We start from the raw sequence: 20,723 nt of genomic DNA, 5'->3' as shown, positions 1-20,723 counted from the left end.
CATCGCTGTATGAACAGAGCAGTGGTCAGGAAAGCCCCAATTACATTTGAGAATATGTCCACAGCAGTAGAATTTCGTCAAGTTTCAAAGCGCTTCGGTAAGGTGTTGGCGAATGACGCCGTCAGCTTTGCGATTGCGCGAGGCACGATACACGGCATTATTGGTGAAAACGGTGCTGGTAAATCGACCCTGATGAGTATTTTGTATGGGTATTATCAGGCCGATGCCGGTGACATCCTCATTCATGGCGAAGTGCGGAACATCCGTAATAGTCATGCCGCGATTGAACTCGGCATTGGGATGGTGCATCAGCACTTCATGCTGGTCGAAGATATGACAGTATTGGACAATATTATGCTGGGGATGGAAGGTGGTTTTCGCCTACGTTCACAGCGCAGCCGAATTGCGTTGGAGTTGGCCAGCCTGTGTGCCGATTATGGATTAGAGATCAAGCTCGACGCGCGCATCAATACGCTTTCAGTGGGCGAGCAGCAGCGGGTGGAAATTCTGAAACAACTCTATCGCAATGCGAATATTTTGATTTTGGATGAGCCGACAGCGGTGTTGACGCCACAAGAAGCTGATGCCTTGTTTGTGATTTTACGTTTGTTTAAACAGCAGGGTAAAACGGTGATTTTAATCACCCATAAACTGCCGGAGATTTTGGCGATCACCGATGCGGTTACGGTGATGCGCGCAGGTGGCGTGGTTGCTGCTGTAGAAACAGCTAGCACCAATCAGGAAGACTTGGCCTATAAAATGGTTGGTCGTAGTGTAGCGACCGAATTGCCACGTCAGCCTTTGAGTGCGGGTGTCAGCGTATTGCAAGTCGACGATTTATGTTTGCAAAACGCCCAGGGCGTGCACTTATTGAGTGCTGTGAATTTCTCCGTGCAAGCTGGTGAAATTGTGGCGATCGCTGGAGTTTCAGGCAATGGTCAATCCGAGCTATTAGAGATTTTGGCGGGCATGCGCAATCAGCCTGGCGACAAAATTAGCGGCAATGTGCAAATCCACGATACCCGCCTAAATTTTGAGAAAAAAGATCCGACACTCGCTGCCAAGTTACGTAAATTAGGCGTCTCGCATGTACCAGAAGATCGCTTGCGTGACGGCGTGATTAAGGAATTCCCCGTCTGGGAAAACATTTTGCTGGGTCAGCAAAGCACCCAAATTTATTTAGATAAAAAGAAGTGTGTCGCGCTCAGTGATGCTCTCTTGGCGCAATTTGAAGTACGTCCGTTGGATTCGCATTTGCGCCTGTCACAATTATCTGGCGGCAATCAGCAAAAAATCGTGTTGGCGCGTGAAATTGCAGCACGCCCTACGCTGATGTTAGTCGGGCAGCCGACGCGTGGTGTCGATATTGGCACCATACAACGCATACACACAGAATTGCTGGCATTGCGTGACGCTGGTGTGGCAATACTCCTAGTCTCAGCCGAGCTGGAAGAAATCCGAGCTTTGGCTGATCGTATTTTAGTGATGTCGGGTGGACGTATTACGGGCGAGTTGTCGATCGCCGATTACGACACGACACGTATTGGTTTGTTAATGGGTGGTTTGCACAAATGAATTCAGATTTGCCTCGCTGGGCGACCAATGTCGCTCTCCCTATGTTGAATTTGCTGTCGGCGATGTTGGTCGCCGCCGGCGTGATTTATCTACTCGGTGAAAGTCCGATTGAAGCACTCGGCATCATGTTGCGCAGTGCGCTCGGCAACGTCGAAGGATTCGGCTATACCCTGTTTTATGCCACCACTTTTATTTTTACTGGTCTATCAGTATCGATCGCGATGCAGGCCGGATTGTTTAATATTGGTAGTGATGGGCAGATGTATTTAGGCGGCTTGGGTTTGACTTTGGTGATGTTGCAATTTGATGCCAGTTTGCCCGCCTGGATTTTGATTCCCCTCGCCATGAGCGCGGCTGCCGTATTTGGTGCGGCGTGGGCGTTTATCCCCGGTTATTTACAAGCGAAGCGTGGTAGTCATGTGGTGGTGACGACCATCATGTTTAACTTCATTGCCGCGTCCTTGATGAACTTCATCATCATTACTTACATGATTCCTGTGGGCGAGCAAAATCCTGCCAGTCGCGTGTTTGCCGAAAATGCTTGGTTACCACGTTTGAATTCTTTGCTTCCGGCCTTAGGCGATACGCCTTTGAATTTAACGTTTATCTGCGCCGTGATTTGTTTGTTTGCCTACGGCTTGATCGTGTGGCGCACGCGTTGGGGATATGCCTTACGTGCCGCAGGCAAGAGCGCGCACGCAGCGCAATATGCGGGCATTTCGATTGCTACCGTGATCATTGTCACGATGCTCGTGTCGGGCGCATTTGCTGGTGCCGCCGCAATGAATAGTTTGGCTGGCTCCATGCATTATTTGAGTTTGAATTTTACTAGCGGTGCAGGTTTTATTGGCATTGCGGTGGCCTTGATGGGACGTCAGCATCCGGTTGGTATTTTTATGTCGGCGCTGCTGTTTGGTATTTTGATTCAGGGTGGCTTTGATTTGTCGTTAGAGAAATCGAATATCCCCGCTGAAACCTTCGTGTTTATTCAAGGTTTAATTATTTTGTTCTGTGGCGCCATGGAAAACATGTATGCGCCTGCGCTCTCGCGTTTGCTCAATAGAAAGTGGGGCAACAATGTTTGATGATTTTCAATTCTCTACGATCTTGGTGGCGACTATCCGCAGCGCACCGGTGCTGTTGTTTGCCGCATTTGCTGGCGTGTTTGCAGAGCGTAGCGGCATCATTGATTTGGCCTTGGAAGGCAAGATGCTGGCATCGGCTTTCGTCGCTGCAGCCTGTACCTATGCGACGCAAAATCCTTATCTCGGCGTTGCTGCAGGGATCTTAGTGTCGTGCCTGATCGTACTCTTGCAAGGCTATGTCGCAATCAATCAAAAAGGCAATCAACTGGTGTTTGGAATTGCCATCAATATCGCGATGTCGGGTCTGACGTTTGTGTTGGCGCAATACTTCTTTCAACTCGGTGGTCGTAGCCCAGATTTGGGCGCGGCGCGCTTTGCGGTTTGGAATTTTCCATTCGCTGACTGGTGGTCAACAATCCCTGCCTTGAATTGGTTGCTCGGTAAATTTTTGGGCGGACATACTGTGCTCGTGTATCTGGCATTCGCGCTCATTCCTTGTCTGCATTGGCTGATCAATCATAGCCGTTTTGGCTTGCGCTTACGTGCTGTTGGCGAGAATCCGCATGCAGCGGATGCGGCCGGCATTAATGTCGCTCAAACCCGTTATTTGGCATTGCTATGTGGTGGTGTTTTGTGTTCCTTGTCAGGGGCTTATCTGGCCATCGTGCAGAGCGGATTTTTCTTGCGTGATATGTCGGCGGGTAATGGATTTTTGGCGCTTACGGCGATGGTGTTTGGTAATTGGCGTCCCTTGCAAACAGCGCTCGGCTGCCTGATGTTTGGCTTCTTCGCCGCCTTACAAATTCAGATGGAGGGCGTAGCTTTCCCTGTGGTTGGACAGATTCCGGGCTCATTGATACAGATGCTGCCATTCGTGGTGACTGTGGTCGTGTTGGCTGGCGTGATGGCAAAATCGGTGGGACCAAAGGCGCTCGGTGTGCCGTTCGTGAAATCACGATAGACCGACCTAAGTGAACAAGATTTGAGTTTGATTTAATTTGAGTTTATTTAACGAGACGACTATGTCACATAAAGTTATTTTTGATACCGATCCAGGTGTGGATGACGCGATGGCTTTGTACTTCGCGATGGCGCATCCAGCGATTGAAGTGGTCGGTATTACTACCACCTTTGGTAATGTCACGGTGCCGCAGGCGACCGCGAATGCGCTGTATTTGACGCGCTTGGCGGGGGTCACGATTCCGGTCGCTGAGGGCGGAGCCATGCCTCTGATGAAGGCGGCAGGCAAACCACCGGGCTTTATTCACGGCGATGATGGTTTGGGAAATTTGCCATCACGTCTGACGCATACGGGGCAAGCCGAGGCGATGTCGGCCGCTGAGTTTATCGTGAAGATGGCAAGGTTATATCCAGGCGAAATTACGCTAGTCGCGGTCGGTCCTTTGATCAACTTAGGCTTGGCGCTGAAGATGGAGCCGCAACTGCCTACATTGATTAAACAAGTGGTGCTGATGGCAGGTACTGTGATCGAGCCAGGTAATGTGTCGCCAGTGGCAGAGGCGAATGTGTGGAACGATCCGCATGCTGCCGACTTGGTCTTTAGCGCAGGCTGGAAGTTGGCGATGGTGGGCCTTGACGTCACGCATAGAGTGATATTGGAGTCGACTTATTTTGCCAGTTTGGCGCAGCATCATCAGCAGCACCCGGCGATGACGACACTCTTGCACGCGGTGAATTTTTATTGCGATTTCTATCAAAGCGCCCGTCCTGATTTAGGTCACGCTTGCTATTGTCATGACATTTTGGCCTTTGTCTATTTGGTCGCACCTGAATTGTTCCAAACCCAAGACGGACGGGTGCGGGTACAACTCGATGGCCTAGGCAATGGACAGACCATGATGGATAGACATGGCGGTGCTTTGGCCTACGCACAGTCAGGCTGGGAAACGCATCGACCAGAAACGCAGGTTTGTCTGCAAGTCGATACGGCGCAGTGCTTGGCACTGATTGAATCAACTTTGCAATCAGATTGGTTACGCACCCCACTGGTATCGTAAGTTGTGCGGTGCTGCAGAGCATAGACAATAGTTCTACATATTTTGAGGAGTCAGCGATGTTGATTACGCCTGTCGATTTTACGAGCCCAACAGCGGCCAAAGATTTTGCCGAAAGTTTGCACAATACCGGGTTTGGTGTGCTCACCAATCATCCTTTGCCGCAGCAATTATTGAACACGGTTTACGATGAATGGTATGGATTTTTTCAAAATGAAGCCAAGCATCAATACGCTTATGATCCGCAAAAATTTGATGGATATTTTTCGCCTGCGGTATCGGAAACCGCGAAGGGAAATACCAAGCGAGATTTGAAAGAGTTCTATCACATTTATCCTTGGGGCCGTTATCCAGCGGAAGTATCAGATGCCGCCAGTCGATATTACAAAGAAGGGGCGGAATTGGCTGCGACATTATTGCAATGGGTCGAGCAATACACGCCACCTGCAGTGAAGGCCAAATATTCCATGCCACTGTCACAGATGATTACTGGCAGCGAACAGACGCTGTTACGCGTCTTGCATTACCCGCCACTACAAGGCGATGAAGAGCCCGGCGCAGTCCGTGCGGCAGCCCACGGTGATATCAATTTATTGACAATTCTTCCAGCGGCGACTGCAGCGGGTTTGCAGGTGGTTGGTAAAGATGGTGAGTGGCACGATGTGCCCTGTGACTTTGGTATGTTGATCGTGAATATCGGCGACATGCTGCAAGAAGCATCGGATGGTTATTATCCATCGACCATCCATCGCGTGTTAAATCCGACTGGCGACGAGGCGAAAAAATCGCGCGTTTCTTTGCCCTTATTTTTGCATCCGCGACCAGAAGTGGTCTTATCAAAACGCCATACTGCTGGTTCGTATTTAACCGAGAGATTGCAGGAAATACATTCTAAAGTTTAAATTTTCGGATTAAAAAACCACAATCATGTGGTATTCGAATAAACCCTCTAATAAAAAAATGTGCCTGTCATCGAGTTGAAGCAAAAGTGCGGTGAAATGGAGGTCTTTTGCGCGGAAATATCGATATCTGCTGTAACTAATTTTTGTCTTTTATATAAAACTGTTTATTTACCTTTGGAGTATTAATTATGAACAAACAGCAAAAGTTTCGTTTGACGAAACTCGCGTTTAGTCTAGCAATCGCACTGTCTACAGTGCCGGCAATCGCGCAAAACACGACGTCGGGTATTGGTGGTTTAGTCACTAGCAATGTTGGTAAGCCAGTGGCTGGTGCGAAAGTGACGATAGTCCACACTGAGTCCGGTTCGGTTAGCAGCACCGTGACCGATGCACAAGGGCGTTATATGACGCGCGGTTTGCGCGTTGGCGGTCCTTACACAATTACGATCACACAAGACGGCATCACCGAAAAGCGTGAAAACGTATTTATCCAATTAGCTGAAACTGCGAACGTCGATGCCGTTATCGGCAGTGCGGTACAAGTTGTGCAAGTTACCGGAAGTGCGAATAAGCCTGAAAAATTCAACAGCAGCACCATGGGTACAGGCACAAACATTGGTGCCAGAGAGTTGGCCGCTTTAGGTTCGATTCAGCGCAACTTGGCTGACTATGCACGTACCGATCCACGTATTTCGCAAACTGATAAAGAACGTGGTGAGATTTCAGCGGGCGGTCAAAACTCACGCTATAACTCGATCACCATTGATGGTGTTGGTATCAGCGATACGTTTGGTTTGGAAGCCAATGGTTTGCCAACGGCAAAACAACCAATTTCGATTGATGCCATTCAATCCGTGCAAGTTAACGTCTCTAATTATGACGTGACGCAAAAGGGTTATACCGGGGCTAATATCAATGCGGTAACCAAATCTGGTACGAATAATTTTAAAGGTAGTGCTTACTACGTTTTCCGTAACTTCAGTCTTGTAGGTAAGCGCTTTAACGATACCAGCGGTGCTTACTTCGATCCGCCTGGCTTTAAAGATCAAGTCAAAGGTGTTACTTTTGGCGGCCCGATTATTCAAGATAAATTATTTTTCTTTGCTAGTCTTGAGCAATTGAATAGCAGCCGTACCGCACCATCTTTTGGTCCATTGGGTAGCGCACAAACGAACGTCGGCATTACACCATCAGCGATTTCTGGTGCACAAGCGGTAGCGAAAAATAAATACGGTGCGGATATCGGTTCTGTCGATATTCCAGCAGGTACTGAATTGGTGGTAAAAGATGCTTTGATCAAGATTGACTGGAACATCAATGACGATCATCGCGCTAATTTCCGTTATTCAAAAACTGAACAAAAAGAGCCAACATTCGCAGGATTTTCGTCTAGCGGTTTGTCTCTAAGTTCATACTGGTGGAGCCAGAATAAAACGGTTGAATCTGTCGTTGCGCAAGTGTTCTCTGACTGGACACCGCAATTTTCAACCGAATTCAAAGTGTCCTCACGCGATAATGATAGCGTCCCTAAAAACAACGCGAATTTGCCATCGATCGGTTTGAATTTCGCAGGTGCCTTACCAGCTGGTACGCCAAGCACAATTGGTACAGGATCTCGATTCCTGAATTTTGGTACAGAAGCTAGTCGTCAAAATAACGTCTTGCGTACCAAAACAGCCGATGTGTATTTCGGCGCCAACTGGAATGTTGGTAACCACGAAGTGAAGTTCGGTGGCGATTACAGTAACAATGAAGTCTATAACGCGTTTTTGCAAAACGTGAACGGGACTTACAATTTCAATTGTACAAGCAGCACCTCCACAACAAACTACAGTTTTGGCGCGATCGATTGCAGTAAGGCAACCGCAGCCCAAGTCGAAGCCGCAGTGCTAGAAAACTTTAGTCGTGGCCGCCCAAATAGCTATATTGTTCAAGTACCGGTTGCTGGTGGTTCTTTAGATAATGCGATTGCCAAATTCACTTTGAAGAACACAGGTGCTTTCATTCAAGACACATGGAAGATTAATCGTAGTCTGACAATCATGTATGGCCTACGTTTAGATGCGCCGTCCATTAGTGAACGTCCTTTGGCAAACGCGGCAGCTGCAGCGCCAATGATTGCTGGCGTCGCTGCAACGGGTGTTCGTCAATCTGGTGGATTCGGTTTGGATAACACGCAGACGATCGATGGTCAAAATTTAGTTCAACCACGTTTTGGTTTTAACTACGCAATCGAAAGCGCACGTTTGACACAAGTCCGTGGTGGTCTTGGCTTGTTCCAGGGTGCTGCCGCGAATGTTTGGTTAGCCAATCCATTCTCAAATACGGGTGTTGCAACTAGAGTCATTGGTTGTGGTACATCCGGCTTTGCCGCATGTCCAGGCGTTGATGGTACATTCAGCATGGATCCAACCAAGCAGCCAACTAATTTTGTTGGTGTAACTCCAGCTGCTAACGTCGATTTCTTGCAGCCAGGTCTAGGCCAGCCAGCGGTATGGAAAGGCAATTTGGCTTTTGATCATCAATTGCCATGGTTTGGATTGATTTTCGGTGCGGAATATTTGAATACTCGCAACAAGCAAGCGATTTACTACCAACATTTGAATTTGGGTGACGCAACCAAGACTGGTACCGATGGTCGTCAGTTGTTCTACACGCCACAGGGTTATAACCCAGCATGTTGGACTGCTACAGGTGGTACGGTAACTTCGGGCGCTTGTGCTGGTTTCCGCGCCAAGGCTTTGAGCAATCCTAATTACAACAATGTCCTCTTGGCGGCAAAAACCAGTGAAGGTGGCGGTAATTTAGTGACCTTGTCTTTGACTAAGCCTATCTCAAGTGGTTTTGGTTGGAACGCTGCGTACACTTACACTGAAGCAACTGAAGTGAGCGGCTTGACATCCTCCGTCGCTAACTCTAACTGGGCAGCACGTGCGGCTCTCAATCCGAATGAGAAAATCGCTTCGAACTCGTCTTACTTAGTAAAAGACCGTATCAATATGAGTATGACTTGGCAAAAGTCCCTCTTTGCTACTTTGAAGAGTACGTTTGGCGTGTTTTATGAAGGTCGTAGTGGTAAGCCATACAGCTGGACTGTCAACAACGATTTGAACGGTGATGGCGTTGGCGGTAACGATTTAATGTACATACCAAAAGCGTTTGGTTCTGGTGAAGTTGTATTCCGAGGCGATACTGCGACGGATAAAACGAATGAAACACGTTTCTGGAATGTTGTGAATCAAAACACCGACTTGATGAATGCTGCGGGCGGTGTGGTGAAACGTAACGCTAGTTTCGCGCCATGGACCAATAGTATTGATATGCGTTTCACACAAGAGTTGCCTGGACTTTACAAGAACAACAAAGCGGTCTTCATTTTGGATTTGTTTAACTTTGGCAATTTGTTAAACAAAAAATGGGGTCGTATTAGCGAAGTTGGTTTCCAAAGTGGTGGTGGGCAAGCGCGTAGTTTTGTGGATTACGCTGGTTTAGATCCACAAGGTAAGTATGTCTATAACGTTCGTTCAACCGTTGAAGGCTATGATACTCGTCAAATCAAGGGCGAATCTCAATGGGCAATCCAAGCTACTTTGCGTTATGAGTTCTAATCACTGATGCGCATTCTAAAAACGGTTGGTGGCGACACCGACCGTTTTTTATTTGCTAAAGTGAGTTGGACTTCTTGATTTTTTAAATATGTATCACCCTTGATGGCCACTGATGATAGGTGTTTGGAGTCTGCGAATTTATGCGCAGACTTCTTGCCACTAACAAGACACAAATAAGAGCGTCTGTGAGGCGAAAAATTATGCAACTACCACACTACACCTGGTTCCCGTCTGCGCGAACCGCACTTACTCTAATCTTGTCTTGTGGCCTGCTAGCATGTGCCACACCGAAGACTGAACCGATCATGTTGAATCTGGTCGCGATCAATGATTTTCATGGACATCTTGAACAAGAAAAATTTAGTTTTACCCGCCGCGCAGATCCTGTTTCCAAGACGATTGTTGGTGGTGGCATTGAGACCTTGGGTGCCAATTTAGCGGCTTGGCGTAAAGAAGATAAAGATTTAATTTTTGTCGGTGGCGGTGATTTGATTGGTGCTAGTCCAGCGATTTCGTCCTTGTTCGCCGATGAACCAACCTTGCATGCTTTAGGCCGTATGGGGTTGCGTGTGAGTGCTTTAGGTAATCATGAATTTGATCATGGTCTGCAAGAATTGCAACGACAAATTCATGGCGGTTGCGATTCACCGCGTCCAGATCGTGCGTGCAAGTTCGATGGCCGATTTCCTGGTACACAATTTTCTTACATCGCTTCAAATGTTTTGGATAAGCAAAGTCAGAAACCATTTTTTCCTGCTTATCACGTTGAAGAGGTGAAGGGCGTCAAGATTGCTTTTATCGGCGCAGTATTACGTGACACGCCATTGATGGTGGCCGGCGACAAAGTAAAGGATTTAAGTTTCATCGATGAGGCGGAAGGTATCAATCGTACGATTCCAGCGCTGAAAGAAATGGGCGTGAAAGTTTTTGTGGTGTTGATTCATGAAGGTGGCACAACAACGGAAGCCTTTGATCAGCCCGCATGTTCCCAATTAAAAGGTCCGATTGTGAATATTGTGAAACGACTGGATCCCGCCATTAAACTAATTGTGAGTGGTCATAGTCATACAGGTTTTGTCTGTAAAGTTGAAGGCCGCACTGTGACTCAAGCGCAGATGTATGGACATCTCTTAACACGCATCTCCCTGAAGTTGGACGGTGCTACACATCAAGTGACCGATATCGAAGCACAGAATATGTTGATGGAGCCAGGTACTGCGCCTGCACCAGAAGGCCTAACTAGTTTATTGCATAAGGCACGCGAAGGTAGCAAGAGCATTATCTCCCAACCCATTGCGCGACTTGCTGTGCCGGTAATTACACGCCAGATGAATGAAGCGGGCGAATCAGCATTAGGTAATGTGGTCGCGGATGCCCAGCTTGCTGCCGTCAAAGATATGGGGGCGCAGATTGCGTTCATGAACAATAAAGGCATACGTGGCAATCTGGAAACCTTGGCTGGAAATATCAGCACTTATGGACAAAATGCGACTGTGCTCCCGTTTGGGAATACCTTAGTGATGATGAGTTTGACTGGCGCACAAATTCGCGGCTTGCTTGAGCAGCAGGTCTGGTTAAATGAGGAATCACAAGATGGTAGAAATGTCCTGCAGGTTTCGGATGGGTTTACTTATACCTGGGATGCCAAACGTAAAGTTGGCGAGCGTGTCATTCCTGATAGCGTTAAATTGAATGGCGTCGCACTGGATGATCAGCGTGAATATCGTATCGTTGCGAATAATTTTATTGCAGGTGGCGGTGATCGCGTCGCGATGTTCTTGCAAGGGAAAAACGTGATTGATACCGGCATTAAAGATATCGATGTGTTTATGTCGTATATCAAAACACGTGATCAAGCGGGGACACCTGTCGGCAGCGATAAACCAGTTGGACGTGTAAAGCGTATTAATTAATTAGTCAGTTGAACGTATCTGGTCGTCGAAGCGTCCTAATTACACCGAGAAAGTGTTAATCATGAAGAAGTTAAAGTTTGGTTTGGTTTTGTGCGCAGCCTTGTTATCCTTGAATGCGCAAGCATCAGGGGATGAAGGGCATAAAACGATCGGCGCAATTGCAGACCGTTTGTTGATCGGAACTAATGCAGGTGCGCGTGTGAAGGCTTTGTTACAACCAGGTGAGAGTTTGCAATCGATCTCCATTTGGGCTGATTGCGCCAAAGGGACGTTTTGTGGTCCACAAACTTCCGAAATGATCGCATTCACGATTCAAAATCCTGCGCACGCTGCCTACCACTACACGAATACTCCTGTCGACAATAAATCTTATGTCGCTGGCGGAGTTGGCACCACTGATCACGACATCGTACAAACCTTGAAGCAAGCAATTGCGGTTTTGCAAGGCAATGACAACGAGAAAACCAATCCGCATCGGTTCACGCCGCGTCAGGCTTTATTGATGATCGCGCATTTGCTTGGCGATATTCATCAGCCTTTGCATGTCGGCGCGATCTATTTGAACCAAGATAATCAATTCATCACACCAGCCACGCAAGCACAAGTCGACGGTGTGAATGTATTTGATGTCCAAGGTGGAAATAATTTGTTGATCGAAGATCAGGCAACTTGGACCGCCCGTGATTTGAAAAATTTTAAGCCCGAAGCATCGAATGGAAACGCTGCGCGTGTTGGTAAGCCGCTGCATTTATATTGGGATGTCACGGTGGTGGAAAATGTGATGCGTGATTTGGGTGTCAAGTCGGTATCCGAACTAACGGATAAGTTGATCTCCGCACAGACTGCGCATGCTGCGAATAAGGGCGACCCGGTTAGCTGGCCTGAACAGTGGGCAACCGAAGGGTTGTACTTGGCGAAATCAGCTTATACCAATATTGCGATCGTCGATAAAGTTAAAGTGACGAATCGACGTGGTGTGGAATACGCGAATTGGTATTCGAAATTGCCTCCTAACTATATTCAGGAAAGCACGGAAGTCACGCGTAAACAGTTAGCCGTCGCTGGGCATCGGCTCGCTGCTTTGTTAAAGAGCATTTGGCCTTAATACAGAACGGCAAATCAGAGAGTGAAATACATCATGAAAAAAGTCATCCTTGCGGTCTGTCTTAGTTCGCTCGCGCTTAATTCTATCGGTGCAATGTCATCAGAGGAGAAAATATCTCCAAGCAAACAGAAGCAGAATTTGAATGCGACCAGCCAGTACTACACGCAATTAATTAGATCGACAAATAGCGCGCAGCCACGACTGGCAGAGCTAACGATGTTGATGACGATGTTGCCGAAAGGTGGTGACATCCATCATCACTATTCAGGATCGGTGTATGCCGAAACGTATCTTGACTGGGTGGGGCAACATGGCTTTTGCATTTACCGTGAAAGTGATGCCGCAAATAAGCTAGAAAAATTTAAGGTCGAATCGCGCCTAGCACAGATCACAGCAGCTAGTAAGTCTTGTTTAAGTGCTGAGGCAATTCGTAAAGATCCGAACTTCTATCGTGAGTTAATCTCGGCATGGTCGGTGCAAGATTATGAGCATCAGGTACATCCGCAGCCAGCGCCTGATCAACATTTCTTTAATACCTTTGGTTATTTTTCTGGCATCTCAAAATACTCGACTAATTTGGGATTGAAGATACTCAAACAGCAGGCGAAAGCGGAAAACCAGCAATATCTTGAAACCATGTTGAAAAGTGCACCGGCCACAGATCATCCTGAGTTCGCCAGTAAAATTGATGCCTTGCATTCCCAATCTAGCGTAAGTGAAATGCAAAATGCATTCGCACAGTACGCTGATTTTCTGGCACAAGATCCTGCTGCGCAAAATAAGATTCAGAGTTTCGTTAAAGAGTTGACGGCAGATGCTGCGGATATTGACGATGCAGAATTTACTTTGCGTTTTCAGACCTATGTTTCGCGCAACAGTGCGCCATCAAAAGTCTTCTCTGGTTTGTTTGCAGCCTTCGCGGCAAGTCAGTCAAATCCTTTGATTGTCGGCGTGAATATCGTCGGTCCAGAGCATGGTGTGGTTGCCTTGCGTGATTACACTTTGCACATGCAGATGTTTGCCTACTTAAAGCAGCGTTTTCCGCAAGTGCGTTTGGCAATGCATGCAGGTGAATTAAAGCTTGGCCTGGTTGCGCCTGAACACTTACAGGATCATATTCGCGGCGCAGTACATATTGCAGGAGCAGAACGAATCGGACACGGTGTCGACATCATGCATGAGCAGCAAGCAGACGAATTGTTAGCAGATTTGAAGCGACGCAAAGTTGCGGTAGAAATCAATCTGAGTAGCAATGCTTTTATCTTGGGTTTGCAGGCACAAGCACATCCTGTGACGATGTATCTGCGTCATCAAGTGCCGATTGTGATTAGTAGTGATGATGCAGCGGTGTCGAGAAATAATTTAAGCCACGAATATTTTCTCTTCACTAGCCGTTACCAGCCTTCCTATAGCGTGCTGAAACAAACGGTTTATAACAGCATCCATTATTCCTTCTTGAGTCCAACTGAGAAGACGCAACAATTGCGTCAACTCGATCAACGGTTTAGTCGTTTTGAAGCCGCCGCAGCGAAATTGGCCCTGTCAGCGAATGCGCGATGAGTCTAGTCTGATGTTTGATGCAGATCTTTCTATCTGTATCAAACATTGTCAATTCGGTCTGTAAAGACCACCTCAAAAGTTACTCCTTCTATATTTCAAACCATGTATTCAAATTGGTCATACCAATCATTGCCTTATGGAAATCATCGAAGTATAATTAAATATATTTAAATCACCCATGCTCGGTTGTTCTCCACAATAGAGATAAGCGATGAACCTGGCTTGCTTGCCGCATTTTCCGTCATTTAATTAAGAAAGTAGAAATGAACACGCCTGTTGCAACCCTGTATTTTATTTCGGTGGGAGTGTTTGCATTAGGTGCATTTCAAGCGGCGATCATGGCGCGTGGCAGCACCTACGCCAAAACCTGCTTGACCTTTTCCGCTCTGTGTTTATGTTTTGCTTTGTTTCAGCTGACCTGTGGTTTGCAGTTGACCGCCAGCAATTTTTCTGTAGCGATGTTGACGCACAAATGGGTCAATATTTTTTCCGTGTTATTGATCCCTTTGACCTGGTATTTGGTCGCCTCTTTAGAGGATAAACCCAGCTCGTTTCGTCACGCCTACATCGTTGCTGGTTTCGCTGGATGTGTGATCACATTTAACTATTTCAGCGAGTATGGATTTCGATTTGAATCGGTGTTTCAAGATGGATTGATAACCCTCCCTTGGGGCGAACAGGTGTGGATCTTTTCTGGCGAGCCCACTGTCGTGTTTCGTGCGATGCGTCTGATGTCTTTGGCTTTGTTAGTTTACATAATGCTCTTTTCTATCAGGATCACGCGTTTAGGAGAGAAGCGGACCAGTCGTTTGTTTTGGATCGCGTTGGGCTTGATGTTGGTTGCAGGTTTGTTGGCGGGTTTGTCCGATTCTGGTGTAATAAAACTACCTTATCTGGGCGGCTTTGGTTTTTTATTTTTAGCGGTGTCTTTCTCGGCCTTGGTGGGTAAAGATGTATCGAACCGCCGTATTGAAGAGTTACAGATTTATAGCGAATTGCAACATGAAATTGAGCATCGTAAAATTGATAATCAACGATTTGAACACGTACTCAACAGCGATTTGTTAACTGGTTTGCCCAATCGTGCTGGTGCTTTACTTAGCTTAGATGCGCTGTTAGAGCTCAATCTGCAAAGTCAGACTAAGCTCGGTATATTCATTTTCGATGTCGATCAACTCGGCATCGTCAACGGTACGCGTGGCTATCAGGCTGGTGATCAATTGCTGATCGAAGTGGCACAGCGACTTCAGACGAATGTGCGCGATAGCGATATTGTCGCCCGGCTTGGCAGTGGCAGATTTCTGGTCGCTGCAAGCGGCTTAAAAACCGAGCGTTGCGTTACTTTGGTTTATGAAAAACTTGCCGGTGCGTTGGCTTCACCATTTTACGTGAGTGACAGTTTGTTGAGCATCACATCAAGTGTCGGTGCTGCGGTATTTCCCGATAATATCAGTGCGAACGAGGATTTGCTGTCTGCTGCCGAGTTGGCACTGCATGATGCAAAAAGTGATGGGATCGGTAAGCTTCGGTTTTATCATCCCTCGCTTAAAGATACTATGCAAGAACGCATCGCCTTTGAAAGTGCCCTGAAAGAAGCATTGGCGAATCGAGAATTTTTTCTTTGCTATCAACCACAAGTATCAGCCACAAGCGGCAACACGGTCTGCCTTGAAGCCTTAATCCGCTGGCAGCATCCATTATATGGTTTGGTTATGCCGGATAAATTTATTCAACTCGCAGAGACGATGGGCATCATTGCATCGATTGGTGCCTGGGTGATTGATGCATCGTGTGAACAGTTATCGAATTGGCGGGCGATGGGTTTTACTGACGTGCGGGTCGCGATCAATTTGTCAGCGCAGCAATTACTCGTGTCGGATTTAGAAGAGACGGTCACCAGTGCGCTGCAACGTCACCGACTCTGTGGTGGTGATATCGAACTTGAGATCACGGAATCTGTGTTGATGCGAGATCCTGAGCGCGCCATTGAGCGACTCGGCGCATTACAGAAGCTGGGAATCCGCTTGTCTATTGATGATTTTGGTACCGGTTATTCGTCGTTGGGATATCTGCGCATACTTCCGGTTAATGCCTTCAAACTGGATCGTAGCTTTGTCTGGGATATGGACACGGGTGGCAAGGGATTAGAAATTTGTGCCACAGCGATAGGCTTGGCGAAAAAGCTGGGTTTGGAGATTGTTGCTGAGGGGGTCGAGACCAAAGAACAATTGACGCAATTACGTCATCTTGGTTGTGATCTTTTGCAAGGCTATTTATTCGCCAAACCATTGAGCGTCGAGGCAACTAGTTTATTTTTGACCAGTTCGCATCGTCCTTGGCAATCAGCCATCCATGCGGATGCAGGCTTTGATATTCCTTTGGTGATGGCTTCTGGGTATACGGCGGATGCCCCCTGAATATGCCACTGTATTCAGCTAGCGCGATGAATTTCTACTTAGGCCAGATCGGCAATGACTTGCGTTTCTATCTGCGCCCATTCTTCTTCTGTAAATAGACGTGAGCGGGTATGAAATGCTTTGCCTGTCGAACCTTCGAGCGAAAATGTACCACCTTGTCCGTCGATGACATCGAGTATGAGTTGTGTGTGTTTCCAATAGTCGTATTGCAGTTTGCCTATATAAAACGGCACGCCATCTAGCTCGCCTAGTTTGACGTCATAAGCACCAATAGTCAGATCGGTCGGCAAATAACAATTGGCTGCACTGTTATCGCAACATCCACCAGATTGATGGAACATGATATCGCCGTGCTCTGCTTTCAACTGTGCGATTAATTCTAGGGCTGCCGGTGTGGCAATGACGCGCTCAATCATAGATCCTCACAAATCATTGAGTTTAAAAACCAATCGAGAAAATTAGGCGTGTATTAGTGAGCTAGTGAATTAGTGAATTACCGTGAATTGGCCGATTCACTAATTCACACTTCATGGCCATTTTACAAATCAAGCTCAAATCAAATTCGTTTGTATTGCTATGCCTATTTTGTGCCAGCAATATCAAATGAAAAATTGATTAGAAAAAGCCTAGTTTGTTTTCGCTATAACTAACCAACAGGTTCTTGGTTTGCTGATAGTGGTTCAGCATCATCTTATGGTTTTCACGTCCTAAACCAGACTCCTTGTAGCCACCAAAAGCGGCATGTGCAGGGTAGGCATGGTAGCAGTTAGTCCAGACGCGACCAGCTTTGATTGCGCGACCCATACGATAAGCGACATTGCCATTACGACTCCAGACGCCTGCACCTAAACCATACAAGGTGTCGTTGGCAATGGCCAGGGCTTCGGCTTCATCTTTGAAGGTTGTGATGGCCAATACCGGGCCAAAAATTTCTTCTTGGAAGATGCGCATCTTGTTGTGACCTTTGAACAAAGTCGGTTGCACATAATAGCCGCCAGCTAAATCGCCATCTAGGTGTGCTTGCGCGCCGCCAGCCAAGACTTCAGCGCCTTCTTCTTTGCCGAGTTCAAGGTATGACAAAATTTTCGTCAATTGTTCTTTCGACGCCTGCGCGCCCATCATGCTGTCGGTATCGAGTGGATTCGCATGCTTGATCGCAGCGACGCGTTTTAACACCCGTTCCATGAATTTGTCGTAGATGCTTTCTTGGATCAAAGCGCGCGACGGGCAAGTACAGACTTCACCTTGGTTGAATGCAAATAGCACGAGACCTTCGATGGCTTTGTCGAGAAAAGCATCGTCTTTGTCCATGATATCGGCGAAGAAAATATTCGGTGACTTACCGCCTAATTCCAGTGTCGCAGGGATCAAGTTGTTCGCAGCAGCCTGCGCAATCACGCGACCAGTCGATGTCGATCCTGTGAAGGCGATTTTGGCGATACGCTTGCTGCTGGCTAAAGGCATACCCGCTTCGCGACCATAGCCATTGACGATGTTGATCACGCCAGCGGGTAGTAAATCTGCGATCAATTCCATTAAAATCAACAGCGAGATCGGAGTCGATTCAGCAGGCTTGAGAACTACGCAATTGCCCGCGCCGAGTGCCGGTGCTAGTTTCCATGCCGCCATCAAGATAGGAAAATTCCAAGGAATGATTTGGCCGACTACACCTAAAGGTTCGTGGTAGTGATAAGCGACTGTGTTCTCGTCGAGCTCGGACAAGCTACCTTCTTGAGCGCGGATGCAACCAGCAAAGTAGCGAAAATGATCGACCGTTAGTGGAATGTCTGCATTCAAGGTTTCGCGTATCGCTTTGCCGTTGTCGACCGTTTCAGCGTAGGCTAAAACTTCTAGATTGGCCTCAATTCGATCGGCGATTTTGTTGAGCAAATTGGCGCGTTCGGTCGGTGAGGTTTTACCCCATGCATCGGCTGCAGCATGCGCGGCATCTAAGGCGAGTTCGATGTCTTCAGCTGTGGAGCGTGCTGCTTGAGTGTACACCTTGCCACTGATGGGGGTAATGACATCAAAGTAGTCACCTTTAGCGGGGGCTGTCCATTGGCCACCGATGAAGTTGTTATATTGGGCTTTGTACTGAATGAGGGCGCCTGCTGTGCCGGGTGCTTGATAGATCAAGATCGTCTCCTTGGTTTGAATAGGAAGCCACATATTGTGGATAGCTTGCAACGTTTTTGTGTGAATCGGATAACGCTGTCGACGTATTACTTTGCAATTGCCGTGCCAATGTTTGTTAGTGGATGGCGGACAATCTTTGTCGGATCTTATGCTGCATTGCAACCCACTATGTGGAATGGCTCTGGTCGTTTTTTTAACGTGTTGATCGCCATAGGTATTTTTGATTTTCGACATAGCAGGAGGAGTGACTTCGCTGTCACATTATTTGTCGCATGTCCGTGTTTGAACGTGACAGGTGTAACATTTTGAGACAGTTGGCATCGCTGCGCTTAGTTTGTCTTAAGCCGACAAACATGCGCCTTCGTTTGTCAGTAGATCGCGCATGCAGAACTGAGATACACTCAAGCTTACCAATAGATAGGCGCGAGCCAAACCGCGCCCGGAGACACTTCATGCGCCAACATGCCATTCTTCCCACCACCCATCTCAAGCAGGCTCGCCTGCAATTGGTGGAGCAGGGTATACATCCAAAAGCTGAGATTGACTTACGCGTGGCGCAATCCTGGCAGCGTAGTTTTTCTGCGGGTTTATCACCACTTGGCAAGAGCGACTGTGCTGACAATCTAAGCGACCGTCATTTGCAATTGGCGCGTGAACTCAATCACGATTTGCTTAGCCATTCTGAACCAGTGATTGAGTATCTGTTTGAACAAGTGCGACACAGTCATAGCATGGTGATCTTGGCCGATGCGCAGGGCGTCTTGATGCACACCTTGGGGGATCTAGATTTTTTAAGTAAAGCGGATCGTGTGGCGTTGAAATGTGGTGCTTCTTGGGCTGAACATCATCGTGGCACCAATGCCATTGGCACCGCGTTGGCAGAGACCAGTGAAATCGAAATCAATGGCGCGGAACATTATCTAGAGCCGAACGAATTCTTAACCTGTGCTGCATCGCCGATCTTGTCTGCACAGGGACAATTGATGGGCATACTTGATATTTCTGGCGACCATCGCAGTCGACATCCACACACTTTAGGATTAGTGTCGACCGCCGCCCAAATGATAGAAAACAGTATGGTGATGAGCTCTTGCCAGCATCAGATTTTGGTGCAGATTCATCCACGCGCCGAAGGCATAGGTTCAGTCGCCCAAGGTCTGCTGGCGTTTTCTGAGGACGGCTGTCTGCTTGGTGCCAATCGGAAAGCGCTGTCTTTACTGAAACTTAGCTATCACGATATTGGCGTATGTCGTTGGACACATTTATTCGATAAGGGATTCCACAGCATCTTGTCACCGCAATCGAAGATCATGCTACAAGCGGATATGTTACATACCCGATTTGGCACGCAGATCTATGCGATGGTGCACGGTCAGAGTCGCTTACGGCAGAGGTTGACGGTGCTAGATGTTGAGCCTCAACAAGTTGCTCAGCATAATTCGTCTGCAAACACCGTTGATCAGGAATGGCAGGCGGCGGCAGAAAAAGCGCGCAAAGTCATTGATAAGGCGATTCCTTTATTGATCACTGGCGAGTCAGGCGTCGGCAAAGAAGTTTTCGCGCAAGGCATACATGCGTCCTCCGCCCGTCGCGCACAAGCCTTTGTCGCAGTCAATTGCGCTGCCATTCCCGAGCATTTGATCGAGGCTGAGTTGTTTGGCTACGTGGCGGGAGCCTACACCGGCGCATCGAAACAGGGCGCTCTAGGCAAGCTACGGGAAGCCCATGGTGGCACCTTGTTTCTCGATGAAATTGGCGATATGCCACTAGCGTTACAGACGCGTTTGCTACGAGTTTTGCAAGAACGCAGAGTCACACCGCTTGGAAGTAGCAAGGCGATCGAAGTCGATTTTAATTTGATCTGCGCCACCCATCAACAATTGAAACAGCGCGTATTGCAAGGGCAGTTTCGCGAAGATCTGTTTTATCGTATTAATGGTTTGACGCTGTGTTTACCAGCCTTGCGTGAGCGCGCAGATTTCGCTCAGTTGTGTGAGCGTATGTTACGGGAGTTCTCACCAGCTTTAGCGATTAGCATTGCGCCCGAAGTGTTGGTAGCAATGTCAACCTATTCTTGGCCTGGGAATTTGCGTCAATTGAGTCATGTCTTGCGCGCCGCTGTCGCACTGTTAGATGAACGCGAAACGATCATAGCGTGGCAGCACTTGGCAGATGATTTGGTGACGGAAATCGGTAGTCATCAACTTGGTAAGCTGTCTGACAATCGGGTGCTCTCGACTCCAATTGCTGCGCCTTTGGAGACCGATAATTTGCACGAACGTTCGCTGCAAGTCATACAGCAAGCATTGCAAAAAACTCAGGGGAATGTTTCTGCCGCAGCCAGAAATTTGGGTATCAGCCGACAAACGCTGTACCGCAAATTGCAGGAGTTACGATAGGATTTCGT

At 47.6% G+C, this 20,723-nt stretch carries 13 protein-coding genes; 11 read left to right on the top strand and 2 right to left on the bottom strand.

Annotated features, from left to right (window positions below; genetic code table 11):
- Positions 1–54 precede the first annotated feature (54 nt).
- From H8K52_RS07085 to H8K52_RS07040, 10 genes are all read left to right on the top strand, one after another.
- Positions 55–1,575: an ABC transporter ATP-binding protein gene (locus H8K52_RS07085; protein WP_186922186.1), complete on the top strand. Its 1,521-nt coding sequence runs from the start codon at positions 55–57 to the stop codon at positions 1,573–1,575.
- A complete protein-coding gene (locus H8K52_RS07080; RefSeq protein ID WP_186922185.1) occupies positions 1,572–2,660 on the top strand; it encodes an ABC transporter permease in 1,089 nt (362 codons plus the stop codon). Before H8K52_RS07085 ends, H8K52_RS07080 begins: the two co-directional genes overlap by 4 nt.
- On the top strand, positions 2,653–3,621 hold the full coding sequence (locus H8K52_RS07075; RefSeq protein WP_186922184.1) for an ABC transporter permease: 969 nt from the start codon (positions 2,653–2,655) through the stop codon (positions 3,619–3,621). Before H8K52_RS07080 ends, H8K52_RS07075 begins: the two co-directional genes overlap by 8 nt.
- Before the next feature lie 61 nt (positions 3,622–3,682).
- Positions 3,683–4,678: a nucleoside hydrolase gene (locus tag H8K52_RS07070; protein ID WP_186922183.1), complete on the top strand. Its 996-nt coding sequence runs from the start codon at positions 3,683–3,685 to the stop codon at positions 4,676–4,678.
- Between the two features lie 56 nt (positions 4,679–4,734).
- Positions 4,735–5,577: an isopenicillin N synthase family dioxygenase gene (locus H8K52_RS07065; RefSeq protein ID WP_186922182.1), complete on the top strand. Its 843-nt coding sequence runs from the start codon at positions 4,735–4,737 to the stop codon at positions 5,575–5,577.
- A gap of 188 nt (positions 5,578–5,765) precedes the next feature.
- Complete coding sequence (locus H8K52_RS07060; RefSeq protein ID WP_186922181.1) at positions 5,766–9,185, top strand: TonB-dependent receptor; 3,420 nt, start codon at positions 5,766–5,768, stop codon at positions 9,183–9,185.
- A gap of 200 nt (positions 9,186–9,385) precedes the next feature.
- Positions 9,386–11,098, top strand: coding sequence for a bifunctional metallophosphatase/5'-nucleotidase (locus H8K52_RS07055; RefSeq protein WP_186922180.1), 1,713 nt, complete (start codon positions 9,386–9,388; stop codon positions 11,096–11,098).
- Positions 11,099–11,159: 61 nt separating this feature from the next.
- The gene (locus H8K52_RS07050; protein ID WP_186922179.1) at positions 11,160–12,203 is read left to right on the top strand and encodes a S1/P1 nuclease; all 1,044 of its coding nucleotides are present in this window, start codon (positions 11,160–11,162) and stop codon (positions 12,201–12,203) included.
- Positions 12,204–12,236: 33 nt separating this feature from the next.
- Entirely contained in the window at positions 12,237–13,763 is a 1,527-nt protein-coding gene (locus tag H8K52_RS07045) for an amidohydrolase family protein (RefSeq protein WP_186922178.1), read from the top strand.
- A gap of 263 nt (positions 13,764–14,026) precedes the next feature.
- Positions 14,027–16,180: an EAL domain-containing protein gene (locus H8K52_RS07040; protein ID WP_186922177.1), complete on the top strand. Its 2,154-nt coding sequence runs from the start codon at positions 14,027–14,029 to the stop codon at positions 16,178–16,180.
- Positions 16,181–16,218: 38 nt separating this feature from the next.
- On the opposite strand, the gene H8K52_RS07035 is transcribed toward H8K52_RS07040, so the two are convergent.
- Positions 16,219–16,596 (bottom strand): DUF779 domain-containing protein, encoded by a 378-nt coding sequence (locus H8K52_RS07035; protein WP_186922176.1) that lies wholly within the window; start codon positions 16,594–16,596, stop codon positions 16,219–16,221.
- 199 nt (positions 16,597–16,795) lie between these two features.
- Positions 16,796–18,349: an acetaldehyde dehydrogenase ExaC gene (exaC, locus tag H8K52_RS07030; protein ID WP_425507528.1), complete on the bottom strand. Its 1,554-nt coding sequence runs from the start codon at positions 18,347–18,349 to the stop codon at positions 16,796–16,798.
- 419 nt (positions 18,350–18,768) lie between these two features.
- On the opposite strand from exaC, the gene H8K52_RS07025 reads away from it, so the two are divergent.
- Positions 18,769–20,715 carry a sigma-54-dependent Fis family transcriptional regulator gene (locus H8K52_RS07025; RefSeq protein ID WP_186922174.1) on the top strand — a complete coding sequence of 649 codons (1,947 nt, stop codon included), beginning with the start codon at positions 18,769–18,771 and terminating at the stop codon, positions 20,713–20,715.
- Positions 20,716–20,723: the final 8 nt, after the last annotated feature.

The organism is Affinundibacterium seohonense (genome assembly GCF_014284305.1).
Lineage (GTDB): Bacteria > Pseudomonadota > Gammaproteobacteria > Burkholderiales > Burkholderiaceae_D > Undibacterium > Undibacterium seohonense.
The sequence above is the reverse complement of the archived record's forward strand: the minus strand, read 5'-3'. Positions and strand labels throughout refer to the sequence as shown.